Source organism: Pseudomonas sp. Fl4BN1 (assembly GCF_009908285.1).
GTDB lineage: Bacteria > Pseudomonadota > Gammaproteobacteria > Pseudomonadales > Pseudomonadaceae > Aquipseudomonas.
In genome coordinates this window covers 1-16,576 of the sequence record NZ_JAAARM010000056.1, presented here as the reverse complement: position 1 = coordinate 16,576, position 16,576 = coordinate 1, and the positions used below count along the sequence as shown (strand labels likewise).

Genomic DNA, 16,576 nt, shown 5'->3' with positions numbered 1-16,576 from the left:
GCACGTTTGCATACCTGACTGTTAGACCCTCAAGCCACGAGGCATCCCATGATTCGCGAAGAATTCCTGCGCTTGGCCGCAGCTGGTTACAACCGTATCCCGCTGGCCTGTGAAACCCTTGCCGACTTCGACACACCGTTGTCGATCTACCTGAAACTGGCTGATCAGCCCAACTCCTATTTGCTGGAGTCGGTGCAGGGCGGCGAGAAGTGGGGGCGTTACTCGATTATCGGCCTGCCGTGCCGCACAGTGTTGCGGGTTCATGGGTATCAGGTCAGCGTGACCCATGATGGGGTAGAGATCGAACGCCACGAAGTGGCCGATCCATTGGCCTTCGTCGAGGAATTCAAAGCCCGCTACAACGTGCCGACGATTGCCGGCCTGCCGCGTTTCAATGGCGGTCTGGTAGGGTATTTCGGTTATGACTGCGTGCGTTATGTCGAGCCGCGGCTGGGCCCATGCCCGAACCCGGACCCGATCGGCGTGCCGGATATCCTGCTGATGGTGTCCGACGCGGTGGTGGTGTTCGACAACCTGGCGGGCAAGATGCACGCGATCGTGCTGGCCGATCCGAGCCAGGACAACGCTTTCGAGGCGGGTCAAGCGCGCTTGCAGGAGTTGCTTGGGCAACTGCGTCAGCCGATTACTCCGCGTCCTGGGCTGGATTTCAGCCAGCAGCAGGCGGCCGATCCGGTGTTCCGCTCCAGTTTCACCCAGGATGATTACGAGCGGGCCGTGGATACCATCAAGGAATACATCCTGGCTGGGGACTGCATGCAGGTGGTGCCGTCCCAGCGCATGTCCATCGACTTCAAGGCGGCGCCCATCGATCTGTACCGGGCGCTGCGCTGTTTCAACCCCACGCCTTATATGTACTTCTTCAACTTTGGTGACTTCCACGTGGTGGGCAGCTCGCCGGAGGTGCTGGTGCGGGTCGAGGACAATCTGATCACCGTGCGGCCGATTGCCGGCACCCGTCCACGTGGCGCCACCGAGGAAGCCGACCAGGCCCTGGAACAGGACCTGCTGTCGGACGCCAAGGAAATCGCCGAGCACTTGATGCTGATCGATCTTGGGCGCAATGACACTGGGCGCGTCTCAGAGATAGGCACGGTGAAACTCACCGAAAAGATGGTCATCGAGCGTTACTCCAACGTGATGCACATCGTGTCCAACGTCACCGGCCAACTGAAAGCCGGTCTGACGGCGATGGACGCGCTGCGGGCGATTCTGCCGGCTGGCACCTTGTCCGGTGCGCCGAAGATCCGTGCGATGGAAATCATCGATGAGTTGGAACCGGTCAAGCGTGGGGTTTACGGTGGCGCCGTGGGCTATTTTGCGTGGAACGGCAACATGGACACCGCGATTGCCATTCGTACCGCGGTGATCAAGAACGGCGAGCTGCATGTACAGGCCGGTGGCGGCATTGTCGCCGACTCGGTGCCGACCCTGGAGTGGGAAGAGACGCTGAACAAGCGTCGTGCAATGTTCCGTGCCGTAGCACTGGCTGAACAAACCCCCGCATCCAAGGCTTGAGGAGTTTCCACTATGTTGCTGATGATCGATAACTACGACTCCTTCACCTATAACGTCGTGCAGTACCTGGGCGAGTTGGGTGCCGAAGTGAAAGTAGTGCGCAATGACGAGCTGTCCGTGGCCGAGATCGCAGCGCTCAAGCCTGAGCGTATCGTGGTTTCGCCCGGGCCTTGTACGCCGACTGAGGCCGGCATCTCCATCGAGGCGATCAAGTACTTCGCCGGCAAGCTGCCGATTCTGGGCGTGTGCCTGGGCCATCAATCCATCGGCCAGGCCTTTGGCGGTGAAGTGGTGCGTGCCCGGCAAGTGATGCATGGCAAGACCAGTCCGGTGTTTCACCGTGACCTGGGTGTATTCGGTGGCCTGAACATGCCGTTGACCGTGACCCGTTACCACTCGCTGGTGGTCAAGCGCGAAAGCTTGCCCGAGTGCCTTGAAATCACTGCCTGGACCCAGCTGGAAGACGGCGCCGTCGACGAGATCATGGGGCTGCGCCACAAGACGCTGAATATCGAGGGTGTGCAATTCCACCCCGAGTCTATCCTCACCGAGCAGGGCCACGAGCTGTTCGCTAATTTTCTCAAACAGAGCGGCGGCACGCGCTAAGGACTTTTCATGGATATCAAGACTGCCCTGAGCCGTATTGTCGGCCATCTGGACCTGAGCACTGATGAAATGCGCGATGTGATGCGCGAGATCATGACCGGCCAATGTACCGATGCGCAGATTGGCGCCTTCATGATGGCCATGCGCATGAAAAGCGAAAGCATCGACGAGATCGTCGGCGCGGTGTCGGTGATGCGCGAGCTGGCGGACAAGGTCGAGCTGAAAACCCTCGACGGCGTGGTGGATGTGGTAGGCACCGGCGGTGACGGTGCGAACATCTTCAACGTTTCCACGGCTTCTTCATTTGTAGTTGCCGCTGCCGGCTGCACCGTTGCCAAGCATGGCAACCGCGCGGTATCTGGCAAGAGCGGCAGCGCTGATCTGCTGGAGGCGGCGGGGATCTACCTGAATCTGACCCCGGTCCAGGTGGCTCGCTGCATCGACAACGTCGGCATCGGTTTCATGTTTGCCCAGTCTCATCATGGCGCCATGAAGTACGCCGCCGGCCCGCGGCGCGACCTCGGCCTGCGTACACTGTTCAACATGCTAGGCCCGCTTACGAATCCGGCCGGTGTGAAACATCAAGTGGTGGGCGTGTTCAATCAGGCATTGTGCCGGCCGTTGGCCGAGGTTTTGCAACGCCTGGGTAGCAAGCACATATTGGTGGTGCACTCCCAGGATGGCCTGGACGAGTTCAGCCTGGCAGCGCCGACGTATGTGGCGGAGTTGAAGAACGACCAGATCACCGAGTACTGGGTGCAGCCCGAGGACTTGGGCATAAAGAGCCAGAGTCTGTTCGGCCTGGTGGTGGAGAGTCCGGCGGCGTCCCTGGAACTGATCCGTGACGCACTGGGACGGCGCAAGACCGAACATGGCCAGAAGGCTGCCGAGATGATTGTGCTCAATGCCGGTGCGGCGCTGTATGCCGCCGATCATGCCAGCAGCCTGAAAGAGGGCGTTGCCCTGGCTCATGACGCCTTGCACACCGGCCTGGCCCGGGAGAAGCTCGAGGAGCTGGGAGCCTTTACCGCGGTGTTCAAGCAGGAGAATGAAGGATGAGTGTGCCGACAGTTCTGGAAAAGATCCTCGCCCGTAAAGTCGAGGAGGTTGCCGAGCGCAGCGCGCGGGTCACTCTGGCCGAGCTGGAAACCCTGGCGCGGGCAGCTGATGCCCCGCGGGGCTTCGCCAGGGCGCTGCAGGAGCAGGTCAAGCTCAAGCAGCCGGCAGTCATCGCCGAGATCAAGAAGGCTTCGCCAAGCAAAGGTGTGATCCGCGAGAATTTCGTTCCGGCGGATATTGCCAAAAGCTACGAGAAAGGTGGTGCTACTTGTCTGTCGGTCCTGACCGACATCGACTACTTCCAGGGTGCCGACGCCTATCTGCAGCAGGCCCGTGCGGCCTGCAAACTGCCGGTGATCCGCAAGGATTTCATGATCGATCCGTATCAGATCATCGAGGCCCGTGCCTTGGGCGCTGACTGTGTGTTGCTGATCGTCTCTGCACTGGATGACGTGCGGATGGCGGAACTGGCGGCGGTGGCCAAGGGGGTCGGCCTGGATGTGTTGGTGGAAGTGCACGACGGTGATGAGCTGGAGCGGGCGCTGAAAACCCTCGACACCCCGCTGGTGGGGGTCAACAACCGCAACCTGCATACCTTTGAAGTTGACCTGGAAACCACCCTCGACCTGCTGCCGCGTATTCCCCGCGACCGTCTGGTGATCACCGAGAGTGGGATTTTCAACCGCGCCGATGTCGAGTTGATGGAGATCAGCGATGTTTATTCGTTCCTGGTAGGCGAGGCGTTCATGCGCGCCGAAAGCCCGGGCAACGAATTGCAACGCCTGTTCTTCCCGGAGCGCGGCGTACCGGTCAGCGGTTCGACCCTGGACTGAAACACACACCATGAACAAGCCGGCGATGCCGGCTTTTTCATATCTATTGCCAAGGATTTTCACTGCCATGACCCAACCCCTTGCCTTGACTGTCGAAGCTGGCCTGCAGGCCGAGCAGGATCTGCTGGCGCTGGTGTGCACCGGTGAGCAGGAGTTTGGCCTGCTGTTCTGGCAACCCAGTGACCGAGCGCTGGTGATGCCTCGGCGTTTGAGTCGCCTGCCTGGATTCGATCTGGCTTGCGAAGCATCGGCGGCCAACGGCTGGCCGGTGCTGTTGCGGGAAACCGGCGGCGAGCCAGTACCGCAGTCGGCAGCGACAGTGAATATCGCGTTGGTCTACGCACCACCGCGCAGTGAGGGCGATCAGGGACGGATCGAGACGGCTTATCGGCGCCTGTGCCAGCCGATCTGTGACCTGCTCAGTGAGCTGGGGGGCACTCCGTCATTGGGGGAAGTGGACGGGGCTTTCTGTGATGGGCGCTTCAATGTCAACCTTGATGGTCGCAAGATGGTTGGTACCGCCCAGCGCTGGCGTCAGAGCAAGGGTGGGCTGCGGCCGGTAGGGCTGGTGCACGGAGCGCTGCTGCTGGATAACGAGCGTGAATCCATGGTGGGGGCAGTCAATACGTTCAATCAGGCGTGCGGCCTGGAGCAACGTTGTCGGGCCGAAAGCCATATTGCCCTGCATGATGCCTTTGCGGCGCCCGATGCTCTGGCGCAGCTGGATAGTTTGTATCGGCAGATGCTCAAGGGCTTTCTGCCTGGCTAGCGGGTGCCGAATACCACCATGGTCTTGCCTTTGACGTTGACCAGGTTGCGCTCCTCAAGGTCCTTGAGGACGCGGCCGACCATTTCCCGTGAGCACCCGACGATCCGGCCGATTTCCTGGCGGGTGATCTTGATCTGCATGCCGTCCGGGTGGGTCATGGCATCCGGTTGCTTGCACAGTTCCAGCAGGCAGCGGGCAACTCGTCCGGTCACGTCGAAGAATGCCAGGTCGCCGACCTTGCGCGTGGTATTGCGCAGGCGCTGGGCAATCTGCCCGCTGAGCACGTACAGAATGTCCGGATCGTTCTGCGACAGTTCGCGGAACTTGGCGTAGCTGATTTCGGCAACTTCGCACTCCATCTTGGCCCGTACCCAGGCACTGCGTTGCTGCTCGTGCCCTGCCTCTTCGAACAACCCGAGCTCGCCAAAAAAGTCGCCGGCGTTGAGGTAGGCGATGATCATTTCTCGACCGTCGTCGTCTTCGATGAGGATGGTCACTGAGCCCTTGATGATGAAGTACAGGCTGTCGGACACGTCACCGGCGCAGATGATGTTGCTCTTGGCCTGATACCGACGGCGTTGACAGTGCATCAGCAACTTGTCGAGATTTTTGATCTTGGGGGTGGGGGCAATAGCAACCATGGTTGTATCCCGAGAAGACTGCACGGTATGAGTTGGTTTTTTTATGGGGCGTAAGCACGGATGTTGAACGCTGGCTATGCGCCAGCCATTTGGCGTCAGCTTAACAGACGCGTCCTACGCGGAATTAGGATTTTTCTTGTTGGTGGCCGGTAATGAGGGGCAAACGGTCAAAGCGCTGCCGGTAGAAAACCCTGTGCTAAGCTGGCGACCCTTTTTTAGCAGTGGAGTCTTGGCGATGAAGGCACGCATCCAATGGGCTGGCGAAGCCATGTTCCTCGGTGAGTCGGGCAGTGGCCACGTGGTGGTGATGGATGGTCCGCCGGAGGCCGGTGGCCGTAACCTGGGTGTTCGCCCCATGGAGATGCTTCTGCTGGGTGTGGGCGGTTGCAGCAATTTCGATGTGGTCAGCATCCTGAAGAAGTCGCGTCAGGCCGTTGAGAGCTGTGAGGCTTTCCTCGACGCCGAGCGCGCCACTGAAGATCCAAAGGTCTTCACCAAGATCCATATGCATTTCGTGGTCAAGGGCCGGGGTCTGAAAGAGGCCCAGGTCAAGCGAGCCATTGAACTGTCCGCCGAGAAGTATTGCTCGGCCTCGATCATGCTCGGGGCCGCCGGCGTAGCCATTACTCACGATTACGAAATCGTCGAGTTGGGTTGAATCGACGCTGATTTCAACGGCAATGGAAAAGGGCGCCTCGAAAGCGCCCTTTTTTGTGTCCGATCCTGGTCGGGATTCAGATCCGGTAAGTACTTTTGGTCATGACCTTGGCCAACAGGCTCATGCCGAATTTCACTGGCGCCGGGAAGCGGAAGCCGCCAGCCTCGAGGGCGGTTTCAGCGTGATGCTCCTCATCGATACGCATCTGCTCGAGAATGGCCCTGGATTTCTCGTCTTCAGCCGGCAGCTGTTCCAGGTGCTCGTTCAGGTGTTTGCAGACTTGGTCTTCGGTGGCGGCGACGAAACCCAGGCTGACCTTGTCACTGATCAGGCCGGCCGCAGCGCCGATGCCGAATGACAAGCCGTAGAACAACGGGTTGAGTACGCTGGGGTGGCTGCCCAACTGGCGGATACGCTGTTCGCACCAGGCCAGGTGGTCGATTTCTTCTTCGGCGGCGTGCTCCATGGCCTGGCGCACCTGGGGCAGCTTTGCGGTCAGGGCCTGGCCCTGGTAGAGCGCCTGGGCACAGACTTCGCCGGTGTGATTGATGCGCATCAGCCCGGCGACGTGCCGGGTGTCCTCGTCACTCATCTGCGCTTCCGGCTGCACGATGGCCGGCGACGGGCGATAAGGTTGGCCGCTGAAAGGCAGCAGCGTACGCATGGCCATGTCGGCTTGCAGCAGCAGGCGGTCGATCGGCGAGTAGTGACGTTGGGTAGTCATGCTTATCTCCGGGAAGAATCACGGCGGCCAGTTTACTCCAATCGATGGGGTGAAACCTGCGCTGGATCAGCGCACCCTTGCCTCTGGTGGGACGAGCGCGCTGTATACGTGCGTATCGGGGTCTATCAGCCCGGAGGCCAGTTCATCTGACGCTGACCCAGTACATGCATATGAATGTGATAGACGGTTTGTCCGCCCAACTCATTGCAGTTCATTACCACCCGGAAGCCGTCTTCGCAGCCTTGCTCCTTGGCCAGGCGCTGGGCGGTGAACAGAATATGTCCAGCCAGGGCCTTATCGTCCTCGGTGAGGTCGTTGAGGGTGCGAATGGGCTTTTTCGGAATAACCAGGAAGTGCACCGGTGCCTGCGGGGCAATATCGTGGAAGGCCAGAACCTGGTCGTCCTCGTAGATGATCTTCGCGGGTATTTCCCTGTTGATGATCTTGGTGAACAGAGTATCCACAGCTTTTTCTCCATTGGATTGGTCGGGGCTGAGTGTACTCAGGCTGACGATGTGCGCCCAGCCCGGACAAGGTGCATAGGGTCTCTGGGCAGCAGACCTTAACGGGGGCAATAGGCCTGATTGACGTAACCGACGATTTTGCGAGTCAGCCAGCGTGAACCCAGGCGGCTGCTGAATGCCATCCAGCGGTTCAAGCGGCCGGGAATGATGATGGCGCGATTCTTTTCCAGGGCACGGACTGCATACAGTGCGACTTCTTCGGGGCTCATCAGCAAGGTGCTGGCATGAAGTTTTTCAGTGTCCATCTGGGCGGTGCGAAAAAATCCGGTACGGGTTGGGCCGGGGCAGAGTACCGAGACCTTGACCGCGCATTTTTTCAACTCTTCGCGCAGCCCTTCGGAGAAGTGCAGGACATAGGCCTTGCTGGCGTAATAGGTGCTCATCCACGGGCCGGGATAGAAGGCCGCCATTGAAGCGACGTTGAGAATCTGTCCGCCGCCCAGCAGCGCCATGCTGTTGCCCAGGGCATGACACAGGCGGGTGAGGGCGAGGATGTTGACCTCGATCAGATCCTGCTCGGTCATCCAGTCCTGGGCCAGGAATGGGCCGCTGGTGCCGATGCCGGCGCAGTTGACCAGCAGGTCGATCTGTCGGTCGCCTTCTTCCAGTTCCAGCAGGAAGCCCGAGAGACGCAGGGGTTCGCCCAGATCACAGGCACGAAATAGCACCTCGACACCGAAGCGTTGAGTCAGCTCCAGGGCGATAGTTTCCAGCTGATCACGTTGGCGGGCCACCAGAATCAGGTTGCGGCCACGTCGTGCCAGTGCTTCGGCCAAGGCTAGGCCTATACCGCTGGAAGCACCGGTGATCAGAGCGTAACGGGTCATGCATTTCTCCATCGCAACGGCCGGTTGCCTGCGACAGGAAGAGTCGCAGGCGCGGACGCGTTTATTCTTGCTCGGATTCTACAGCGGGTGCGGTGATATCGGCTGGTTCGGCGTCTTCATCAGCGCTGTTGGAGTCGATGGTTTCGCTATAGCTGGTTTCGCTGTAGCGGTCTTCCAGGGAACTCAGGCCGCCAGCGACCAGGCCGACGATAAGCAGCGCGATCAGCACCAGCCACATCCAGGATAGAACCTTGACCGCAGTGGTGTTGGGCGGCGGTGGAGGGCCGTAGCGGTTAGCCACGTTACTGCCGGGGCTGACCACGAGTATCAGCGGGAAGATGCCGCCAATGAAGGGGACGAAGTTCAGTAGCCAGAGCCAGCCCGACCAGCCCAAGTCATGCAGGCGTTGTACGCTGATCTGGATGCTGACAACAACGGAGCCAAGCAGCACGATGACACCGGCGAAAATACCCAGTCCCACGAGGAGGGTGGAGTTTGTCACCGCTGCGGAAAGTAGGCCGATGAAGGCGCCGATGCCAACTAGAGCCAGCATGGCTACGGTTAGCACCAGGGTCCAGGCCAGATAGCGCAGGCGGCCAATGCGGCCCTGGATACTGAAGGGGTTGAGTATGGCGTATTGGGCAATAGCCTCGCCGACGGTAGCCTGTGGAGGCGCGTAGGGTGACTTGCTGCTATTGGCAGTGCTTGACGTCGTTACCGAATCCAGATGCAGGTCAAGGCTCTGTTCAGTCTCTATACGAGCATCTATTCCGGCATTTTTCAGTGCTTCCAGATACCGCTGGGCATCCGTCTGGGTCAAGTCGCGCTTGAGCTCTACTTGTTGGCCACTGAACAGGCGTTCCACTGCTGTGGTGTCGCTTTTGAACAGTTCAGCCAGGTTCAACTGGGCGGTGGATTTTTCAACACCGGGGAGCAATGTGCCGTCGAAAACAATCTTGTAGCGGGTCTCGCTCATGGGGGCATCCCTGTCACTTGAAAAGAAGGCTTACATAAAAGATGCCTAGTTTAAGGCCAGCACCCTTCGGCTGGCCAAGAAACTATGAGAACTGGTTATCGTGGCCAGCGTTTGGGGAGTTGGGCCGAGAGCTCTTGGGCTGCGCGATATTCGCTGTCCAGGCGGCCAATCAGTTGATCGACGCTAGGCAGGTCATCGATTTCACCCACGCCCTGGCCGGCCGACCACACGGTTTTCCAGGCTTTGGCTTCGTCGCTGATGGGCTTGAGCTTGGAACCGAAGTTGATCTCACCTTTGCCCTGCAGAGCTGCCAGATCGAATCCGGCGTTTTCCAGGCTCTTGCGCATGAAGCTGGCCGGAACTCCGGACACAGCGGCGGTATGCACGATGTCCGCGGCACGGGAATTCAGCAGCATCTCTTTATAGGCTTGTGGCGCATGGCTTTCGCTGGTGCCAATAAAACGGGTGCCGAGATAGGCCAGGTCGGCGCCAAGCAGCTGTGCGGCGAGAATTTCGTGGCCGTGGTTCAGGCAGCCTGCCAGCAGTAGGGTCTTGTCGAAGAACTGGCGGATCTCCGCGATCAGCGAGAACGGGCTCCAGGTTCCGGCATGACCGCCAGCTCCTGCAGCAACGGCGATCAGTCCGTCGACACCCGCTTCTGCCGCCTTTTCCGCGTGACGACGGGTAGTCACGTCGTGAAACACCAGGCCGCCGTAGCTGTGCACGGCATCCACCACCTCTTTCACCGCCCCCAGACTGGTAATGATGATCGGCACCTTGTGTTCGATGCAGATCTGCAAGTCTGCCTGCAGGCGTGGGTTGCTGTTGTGCACGATCAGGTTCACTGCATAGGGGGCAGGATTCTCCAGAGTTGCCAGCCCTGCTTCGATCTCTTCAAGCCACGCCTTGAAACCGCTGCTTTCACGCTGGTTGAGCGCGGGGAAGCTACCCACCACGCCATTGCGGCAGCAGGCCAGGACCAGTTCGGGATTGGAAATCAGGAACATCGGTGCCGCCACCACGGGCAGGCGCAGACGTTGTTCGAGCAGAGCGGGCAGTGACATTGGAGTACCCCCAAGAAGCGACTAGTAAGAGTTAGAACGGCCGTACGACGACCAAAATTACAATAGCCAGCAATATCAGAACCGGTACTTCATTGAACCAGCGATAAAAGACATGGCTGCGGGTGTTCTCGCCACGGGCGAAGCGTTTCACCTGAGCACCACACATGTGGTGATAACCGATCAGGATCACCACCAGGGTCAGCTTTGCGTGCATCCAGCCACCCTGGCCAAAGTAGGCGCTGGGGTTGAGGCTGATCAACCAGATACCGAAGATCAGTGTCGCGATCATCGCCGGGCCCATGATGGCGCGATACAGCTTGCGCTCCATGAGGCTGAAGCGCTCGCGGCTGATGCTGTCCTCGCTTTGAGCGTGATAGACGAACAGTCGTGGCAGGTAGAAGAGGCCGGCAAACCAGCAGACCACGCTGACGATGTGAAAGGCTTTGAGCCATAGATAGAGCATTTTTAGTTATTCCCAGATTCACGGTGGCGAAGATAGTAGAGGGTAGAGCGTCCGCACGTCACCTTGACGGTTGTCGCAGGGGCGCGCCGCCCCTATTATCGGCAGCTTTCCAGTGGGTTCGTTGAGGGCAGGTTTATGGTCAAGGTCGGTATCGTCGGCGGCACGGGTTACACCGGTGTCGAACTGCTGCGTCTGTTGGCACAGCATCCGCAGGCGCGAGTAGAGGTCATCACTTCGCGATCCGAGGCGGGCCTGGCCGTAGCCGACATGTACCCGAACCTGCGTGGTCACTATGACGGCCTGGCTTTCAGCGTGCCGGACATCAAGGCACTGGGTGCCTGTGATGTAGTGTTCTTTGCTACTCCCCACGGCGTTGCTCATGCGCTGGCCGGCGAGTTGCTGGCAGCGGGGACCAAGGTTATCGACTTGTCGGCGGACTTCCGCCTGCAGGATGCCGATGAGTGGGCCAAGTGGTACGGCCAGCCCCATGGGGCTCCGGAGTTGTTGGAAGAGGCCGTCTATGGCCTGCCTGAAGTCAATCGTGAACTGATCAAGAAGGCCCGTTTGATTGCTGTTCCGGGCTGCTATCCAACGGCTACCCAACTGGGCTTCCTGCCACTGCTGGAGGCCGGCCTTGCCGATGCCTCGCGTCTGATCGCCGACTGCAAGTCTGGTGTCAGTGGTGCCGGCCGTGGTGCTAGCGTGGGCTCGCTGTACTCGGAAACCTCCGAGAGCATGAAGGCCTATGCGGTCAAGGGGCATCGTCATCTGCCGGAAATTCGCCAGGGCTTGCGCAGGGCCGCGGGCAAGGATGTGGGCCTGACCTTCGTACCGCATCTGACGCCGATGATTCGTGGTATCCACTCGACGCTCTACTCGACTGTTGTGGATAAGTCGGTTGATTTGCAGGCGCTGTTCGAGAAGCGTTATGCCAACGAGCCCTTTGTCGATGTCATGCCTGCGGGCAGTCACCCAGAAACCCGTAGCGTGCGCGGTGCCAACGTCTGTCGGATCGCGGTGCACCGTCCGCAGGATGGTGATCTGGTGGTGGTGCTTTCGGTGATCGACAATTTGGTGAAAGGGGCATCAGGCCAGGCGGTACAGAACCTTAATATCCTCTTTGGGCTGGATGAGCGCTTGGGGTTGTCTCACGCAGGTATGCTGCCGTAAGGTTTCTTGCGAGTTAACAGAAAGGCCCGCCAGACGGGCCTTTCTGCGTTATGCACGTAGCTGTACGACTATTGATATACCGTAACAATAGTTGACCGCTTTTCTAGGAGAAGCGGATAATGCGCGTCATTACGCAGTATGGCGGCTTAACGCCGGGAGATAGTCAGCATGAGCGTTGAATCCTTCACCCCCACGGCTTTGCAATTCACTCAAGGTGCGGCGCACAAGGTGAAGAGCCTGGTCGATGAAGAGGGTAATGATCGCTTGAAGCTGCGCGTATTTGTTACGGGCGGCGGTTGTTCAGGGTTTCAGTACGGTTTTACTTTCGATGAGGAAGTGGCCGAAGACGACACCATCGTTGAGCGCGAAGGTGTGAGCCTGGTTGTCGATCCTATGAGTTTCCAGTACCTGGCAGGTGCTGAAGTGGACTATCAGGAAGGCTTGGAAGGCTCGCGCTTCGTGATCAAGAACCCTAATGCCAGCACCACCTGTGGTTGCGGGTCTTCGTTCTCGATCTGATCCGTCAGCAAGATCTTTTGTTGAGCGCCGCAGGGTCTAACGGCCCTGCGGCGTTTTGCTGTCTGGCAATCAGGCCGGATAGATGGCGCCCAGTACGCGCAGGCCGCGGGCACCGGTAACGCTGGGCCGGTTGGCGGCGATGCCTTCCAGGCAACAGTGGGCCAACCAAGCGAATGCCATGGCTTCCATCCAGTCCGGGTCTACTCCATAAGCGGCGGTACTGTTGACTTGGGCCCTGGGCAGCAGTGCTGCGAGGCGGTTCATCAAGGTCGTGTTGTGGGCACCACCACCACATACCAGGAGCTCCTGGGTATCGCTTTGGGCCGACTGTAACGACTCGATGATGGTCAGTGCTGTCAGTTCCAGCAGCGTGGCTTGCACATCCTCGGCAGGGATGGCGTCATGTTGCGCCAGATGTCGCTGTAGCCACTCGAGATTGAATACTTCACGTCCGGTGCTCTTCGGCCCTTGGGTAGCAAAGAATGGGTCGCTGAGAAGGGACTGCAAGAGTGTTTGGTCAGGTTGGCCGCTGGCGGCCCACTGACCGTTGCGGTCGAAACGCTCTCCGCGTTGGGCCTGTACCCAAGCATCGAGTAGCACGTTACCTGGGCCGCAATCAAAGCCGGAAACCGGTTTGGCGATCTCGATCAGGCTCAGGTTGCTGAAGCCGCCAATATTAAGGACGGCGCGGTTGCCGGTGCGTTGTTCGAACAAGGCTTCGTGGAAGGCCGGAACCAATGGCGCGCCTTGTCCACCTGCGGCCACGTCGCGACTACGGAAGTCGCTGACGACGGTGATCCCTGTGAGCTCGGTCAGCAGCGCTGGGTTACCGATCTGCACGGTGAACCCACGGCTCGGCTCATGGCGTACGGTTTGTCCGTGGCTGCCGATGGCGCGAATGTCATGAGTTGGCAATTGCTGCTGCTGCAGAAGGCTATGGATACCCTGTGCGGCCAGTTCTACCCAGTGCTGCTGGGCAATGGCGGAGCGTGCGATCTCGTCTGGGCCGCTGGCGCACAAACTCAGGAGCTCAGCACGCAGGGAGTCAGGCATCGGGGTGTAGTGGGTGGCGATCAACTTGATCGCCGGACTCTGCTCGATCAGGGCAATGTCCAGGCCATCAAGACTGGTACCGGACATCACCCCTATATAGAGCGCCATGGTTCAGCGCTTGCTCGAGGCCAGCATGGTGGCCTTTTCCTGATCCATACGGGCCATCAGAGGCTGGCTCTGTTGGAGGAAGCGAGGGCGCTCGGCCTTGGCGATCGGATCGGCCATCGGCAGCTTCTGGCCCAATGGGTCCACGTGGACGCCATTGACCTGGAACTCATAGTGCAGGTGTGGTCCGGTGGAAAGACCAGTGGTACCAATGTAGCCAATGACTTGACCCTGTTTGACCGAGCCGCCGGTCTTGACGCCCTTGGCAAAGCCTTGCATATGGCCGTACAGGGTGCGGTAGGTGTTGCCGTGTTGAATGATCACGGTATTGCCGTAACCACCACGGCGGCCCGCCAACAAGACCTTGCCGTCACCGGCAGCTTTGATTGGAGTACCTCGTGGAGCGGCGTAGTCGACGCCCTTATGGGCGCGGATCTTGTTCAGGATCGGGTGTTTGCGGCCCATGGAGAAGCGCGAGCTGATACGGGCAAAGTCCACCGGTGTGCGAATGAAGGCCTTGCGCATGCTATTGCCATCAGCGGTGTAGTAGCTGCTGGAGCCTTGTTTGTTGGTATAGCGCACCGCAGTGTAGGTCTTGCCGCGGTTGGTGAAGCGTGCGGAGAGGATGTTGCCGGTGCCGACGACTTTACCGTTGGCGACTTTCTGCTCGTAAATCACGTCGAACTCGTCACCCTGGCGAATATCCTGGGCGAAGTCGATGTCGTAACCGAAAACGTTGGCCATATCCATGGTCAGGCTATGGGACATCCCCGCGCGGGCGGCGGATTGTGAAAGCGAGCTATTGATGACGCCGTGAATATAGGCCGAGCGAACTACAGGCTTGGTGATCACCCGGTTGAAGGTAAAGCCTTTGGGGCCTTTGGCTAGAGTGATGGTTTCAAGGTCGCTGACTTTGCTGTGCAGATTGTTCAGCTGGCCATCCGTGGTGAGTTCGAACTCAAGCTTCTGGCCATGTTTGAGTTGGGAGAACTGTTTGGCTTGCTTGTCGCTAGCCAGCACCTCATGAACGGAAGTCGCTGGCAAGCCAACCTTTTCGAACAGCGTGGAGAGAGTATCGCCCTTGGCGACTATGACTTCTCTATGACCAGGGGCTTTCTGCTCTTGCACAACGGCAGGTGCGGGCTCGGTTTCTGCGGTTTCCGTGGCGTCTTCGGTGGTGTTGTCGATCTGTGCAAAGGGTGAGGCAACAGACTCATTTGTGGCTTGTTCGGTCGATACAGCGTCTTGATCTTGCTTGAGTTGTTCGACCGGGCTTTCCAGATCAAGGCTCAATGTCGTCTTTTTTGCTTCTACATCACTGGAAGGGAATACCAGTAGAGCCAAGCTTAGAAGGGCTGCGATACCACTTGCGGCGAGCAGGTGGCTCTTCGGATAAAGCGGTGGCGCTTTAGACGGTTCGGAGGTCATAGGTAATTTGGCTTTGAAAAGATGAAATGGAAAAGATGAATGACATGATGAAGATGAAATAACTGTATAAAATATAACCAAATCATCTGTGACGCAAGCGCGCGGGCGCTCTGCTTTATGAATGTCCCCGGACGCCGGGCAAAACTTGTAATTAGTCCGTGATCTTGTATGGTTGGTTCCCTTTTGAATCTGAGCCTTGCGGGTCTGTTATGAAGTCGGTTGAAGAGCAGCTAGCGCTGATCAAACGTGGTGCGGAAGAGTTGTTGGTCGAGTCCGAGTTGATCGAGAAGCTCAAGCGCGGCGAGCCGCTGCGTATTAAGGCAGGCTTCGATCCGACGGCCCCCGATCTGCATCTCGGGCATGCCGTGCTTATTAATAAGCTGCGTCAGTTTCAGGACCTGGGTCACCAGGTGATCTTCCTGATTGGTGACTTCACCGGGATGATCGGTGATCCGAGTGGCAAGAGTGTCACTCGTCCGCCATTGACTCGCGAGCAGGTCCTGGAGAATGCGGAGACCTATAAAAGCCAGGTTTTCAAAATTCTTGATCCCGCCAAGACTGAGGTGGCCTTCAACTCCACCTGGATGGACAAGATGGGGCCGGCAGACTTTATTCGCCTGACTTCCCAGTACACCGTTGCGCGCATGCTTGAGCGGGACGACTTCGACAAGCGCTACTCGACTAATCAGCCGATTGCCATTCACGAGTTTCTGTATCCGCTGGTGCAGGGGTATGACTCGGTGGCTCTGCGTGCCGATGTCGAGTTGGGTGGCACCGATCAAAAATTCAATCTTCTGATGGGGCGTGAGCTGCAGCGCAGTTATGGGCAGGAGGCGCAGTGCATTCTAACCATGCCGTTGCTTGAGGGGTTGGATGGCGTCAAGAAGATGTCCAAGTCCCTGGGTAACTATGTAGGGATTCAGGAAGCTCCGGGTGTGATGTACGGCAAGCTGGTCTCCATTCCTGATGCGCTAATGTGGCGTTACTTTGAGTTGCTCAGCTTCCGCTCGATGGATGAGATCAATGCGTTGAAGGCTGATGTGGAGGCGGGTGCCAATCCGCGTGACGTCAAGATCAAGCTGGCGGAAGAGATTGTTGCGCGGTTCCATGGTGACGAGGCGGCTGCAAATGCTCATCGTGCATCAGGTAACCGTATGAAGGATGGCGAGCTGCCGGATGATCTGCCGGAGATTGAGTTGACTGCTGCTGAAGACATGCCGATTGCTGCTGTCCTTAATAAGGCTGGTCTGGTGAAGAATGCTGCCGTAGCGCGAGACCTTCTGGGGTCGGGTGGTGTTCGGGTAGATGGCGAGGTTGTCGATCGCACCTATATATATGCAGTGGGTTCGACCCATGTGTGCCAGGCCGGCAAGAAGGCATTTGCACGTATTACGCTTAAATCCGAATAAAACTGAAAATAGGTATTGACGGCGAATTATATCTCTCTATAATTCGCCCCACTTCCGGCGCAGTCGAAACGGAAAACTCCTTGAGATTCAACGAGTTACGCAGTTTTCGGCAGCGGTTACGCTTCAGTTCATCGAAGCCAGAAGGAGTTGGTAAGGCAGTGAGTTTTAGCCTTATTAACGATTCGATCCTCTCGGTCGAAAGCGGTGAAAAA

Annotated in this window: 18 protein-coding genes; 9 read left to right on the top strand and 9 right to left on the bottom strand. The window is 58.5% G+C overall.

The features are described 5' to 3' along the window. The first annotated feature begins 48 nt into the window (after nt 1–48). The 5 genes from trpE to GV818_RS32185 all read left to right on the top strand — a co-directional run bounded on the left by trpE (nt 49) and on the right by GV818_RS32185 (nt 4,803). Entirely contained in the window at nt 49–1,536 is a 1,488-nt protein-coding gene (gene trpE, locus GV818_RS32205) for an anthranilate synthase component I (RefSeq protein ID WP_161758410.1), read from the top strand. Between the two features lie 12 nt (nt 1,537–1,548). Then, entirely contained in the window at nt 1,549–2,142 is a 594-nt protein-coding gene (locus tag GV818_RS32200) for an aminodeoxychorismate/anthranilate synthase component II (protein ID WP_161758409.1), read from the top strand. A 9-nt stretch (nt 2,143–2,151) separates the two neighbouring features. Further along, nucleotides 2,152–3,201: an anthranilate phosphoribosyltransferase gene (gene trpD, locus GV818_RS32195; RefSeq protein WP_161758408.1), complete on the top strand. Its 1,050-nt coding sequence runs from the start codon at nt 2,152–2,154 to the stop codon at nt 3,199–3,201. Continuing rightward, nucleotides 3,198–4,034 (top strand): indole-3-glycerol phosphate synthase TrpC, encoded by an 837-nt coding sequence (gene trpC, locus GV818_RS32190; RefSeq protein ID WP_161758407.1) that lies wholly within the window; start codon nt 3,198–3,200, stop codon nt 4,032–4,034. Before trpD ends, trpC begins: the two co-directional genes overlap by 4 nt. A gap of 67 nt (nt 4,035–4,101) precedes the next feature. Next, complete coding sequence (locus GV818_RS32185) at nt 4,102–4,803, top strand: lipoate--protein ligase family protein (RefSeq protein WP_161778566.1); 702 nt, start codon at nt 4,102–4,104, stop codon at nt 4,801–4,803. Here the strand turns inward: GV818_RS32185 and crp are convergent. Beyond that, nucleotides 4,800–5,444, bottom strand: coding sequence for a cAMP-activated global transcriptional regulator CRP (gene crp / locus GV818_RS32180; protein WP_161758405.1), 645 nt, complete (start codon nt 5,442–5,444; stop codon nt 4,800–4,802). The genes GV818_RS32185 and crp overlap by 4 nt on opposite strands. Before the next feature lie 235 nt (nt 5,445–5,679). On the opposite strand from crp, the gene GV818_RS32175 reads away from it, so the two are divergent. Further along, nucleotides 5,680–6,102, top strand: a complete 423-nt coding sequence (locus tag GV818_RS32175; protein ID WP_009045862.1) for an OsmC family protein — start codon at nt 5,680–5,682, stop codon at nt 6,100–6,102. 76 nt (nt 6,103–6,178) lie between these two features. Here GV818_RS32175 and coq7 read toward each other — a convergent pair whose 3' ends face one another. The 6 genes from coq7 to hemJ all read right to left on the bottom strand — a co-directional run bounded on the left by coq7 (nt 6,179) and on the right by hemJ (nt 10,680). Beyond that, nucleotides 6,179–6,826 carry a 2-polyprenyl-3-methyl-6-methoxy-1,4-benzoquinone monooxygenase gene (coq7, locus tag GV818_RS32170; RefSeq protein ID WP_011063796.1) on the bottom strand — a complete coding sequence of 216 codons (648 nt, stop codon included), beginning with the start codon at nt 6,824–6,826 and terminating at the stop codon, nt 6,179–6,181. Nucleotides 6,827–6,951: 125 nt separating this feature from the next. Further along, the gene (locus tag GV818_RS32165) at nt 6,952–7,290 is read right to left on the bottom strand and encodes a histidine triad nucleotide-binding protein (protein ID WP_016963742.1); all 339 of its coding nucleotides are present in this window, start codon (nt 7,288–7,290) and stop codon (nt 6,952–6,954) included. Between the two features lie 98 nt (nt 7,291–7,388). Further along, complete coding sequence (locus GV818_RS32160; RefSeq protein WP_161778565.1) at nt 7,389–8,177, bottom strand: SDR family NAD(P)-dependent oxidoreductase; 789 nt, start codon at nt 8,175–8,177, stop codon at nt 7,389–7,391. Between the two features lie 61 nt (nt 8,178–8,238). Beyond that, entirely contained in the window at nt 8,239–9,153 is a 915-nt protein-coding gene (locus GV818_RS32155; protein WP_161758403.1) for a DUF805 domain-containing protein, read from the bottom strand. Nucleotides 9,154–9,248: 95 nt separating this feature from the next. Beyond that, the gene (locus GV818_RS32150; RefSeq protein WP_161778564.1) at nt 9,249–10,217 is read right to left on the bottom strand and encodes an NAD(P)H-dependent flavin oxidoreductase; all 969 of its coding nucleotides are present in this window, start codon (nt 10,215–10,217) and stop codon (nt 9,249–9,251) included. Between the two features lie 31 nt (nt 10,218–10,248). Then, the gene (gene hemJ, locus GV818_RS32145; RefSeq protein WP_161778563.1) at nt 10,249–10,680 is read right to left on the bottom strand and encodes a protoporphyrinogen oxidase HemJ; all 432 of its coding nucleotides are present in this window, start codon (nt 10,678–10,680) and stop codon (nt 10,249–10,251) included. Nucleotides 10,681–10,815: 135 nt separating this feature from the next. Between hemJ and argC the strand changes: the two genes are divergently transcribed. Further along, on the top strand, nt 10,816–11,850 hold the full coding sequence (gene argC, locus GV818_RS32140) for an N-acetyl-gamma-glutamyl-phosphate reductase (RefSeq protein WP_161758400.1): 1,035 nt from the start codon (nt 10,816–10,818) through the stop codon (nt 11,848–11,850). A 168-nt stretch (nt 11,851–12,018) separates the two neighbouring features. Beyond that, a complete protein-coding gene (erpA, locus tag GV818_RS32135) occupies nt 12,019–12,369 on the top strand; it encodes an iron-sulfur cluster insertion protein ErpA (RefSeq protein WP_161758399.1) in 351 nt (116 codons plus the stop codon). 69 nt (nt 12,370–12,438) lie between these two features. On the opposite strand, the gene GV818_RS32130 is transcribed toward erpA, so the two are convergent. Further along, nucleotides 12,439–13,530: an anhydro-N-acetylmuramic acid kinase gene (locus tag GV818_RS32130; protein WP_161778562.1), complete on the bottom strand. Its 1,092-nt coding sequence runs from the start codon at nt 13,528–13,530 to the stop codon at nt 12,439–12,441. A 3-nt stretch (nt 13,531–13,533) separates the two neighbouring features. Further along, nucleotides 13,534–14,955: a peptidoglycan DD-metalloendopeptidase family protein gene (locus tag GV818_RS32125; protein ID WP_161778561.1), complete on the bottom strand. Its 1,422-nt coding sequence runs from the start codon at nt 14,953–14,955 to the stop codon at nt 13,534–13,536. A gap of 209 nt (nt 14,956–15,164) precedes the next feature. Here GV818_RS32125 and tyrS point away from each other — a divergent pair, with 209 nt between their 5' ends. Then, nucleotides 15,165–16,364, top strand: coding sequence for a tyrosine--tRNA ligase (gene tyrS, locus GV818_RS32115; protein ID WP_161778560.1), 1,200 nt, complete (start codon nt 15,165–15,167; stop codon nt 16,362–16,364). Nucleotides 16,365–16,576 lie beyond the last annotated feature (212 nt).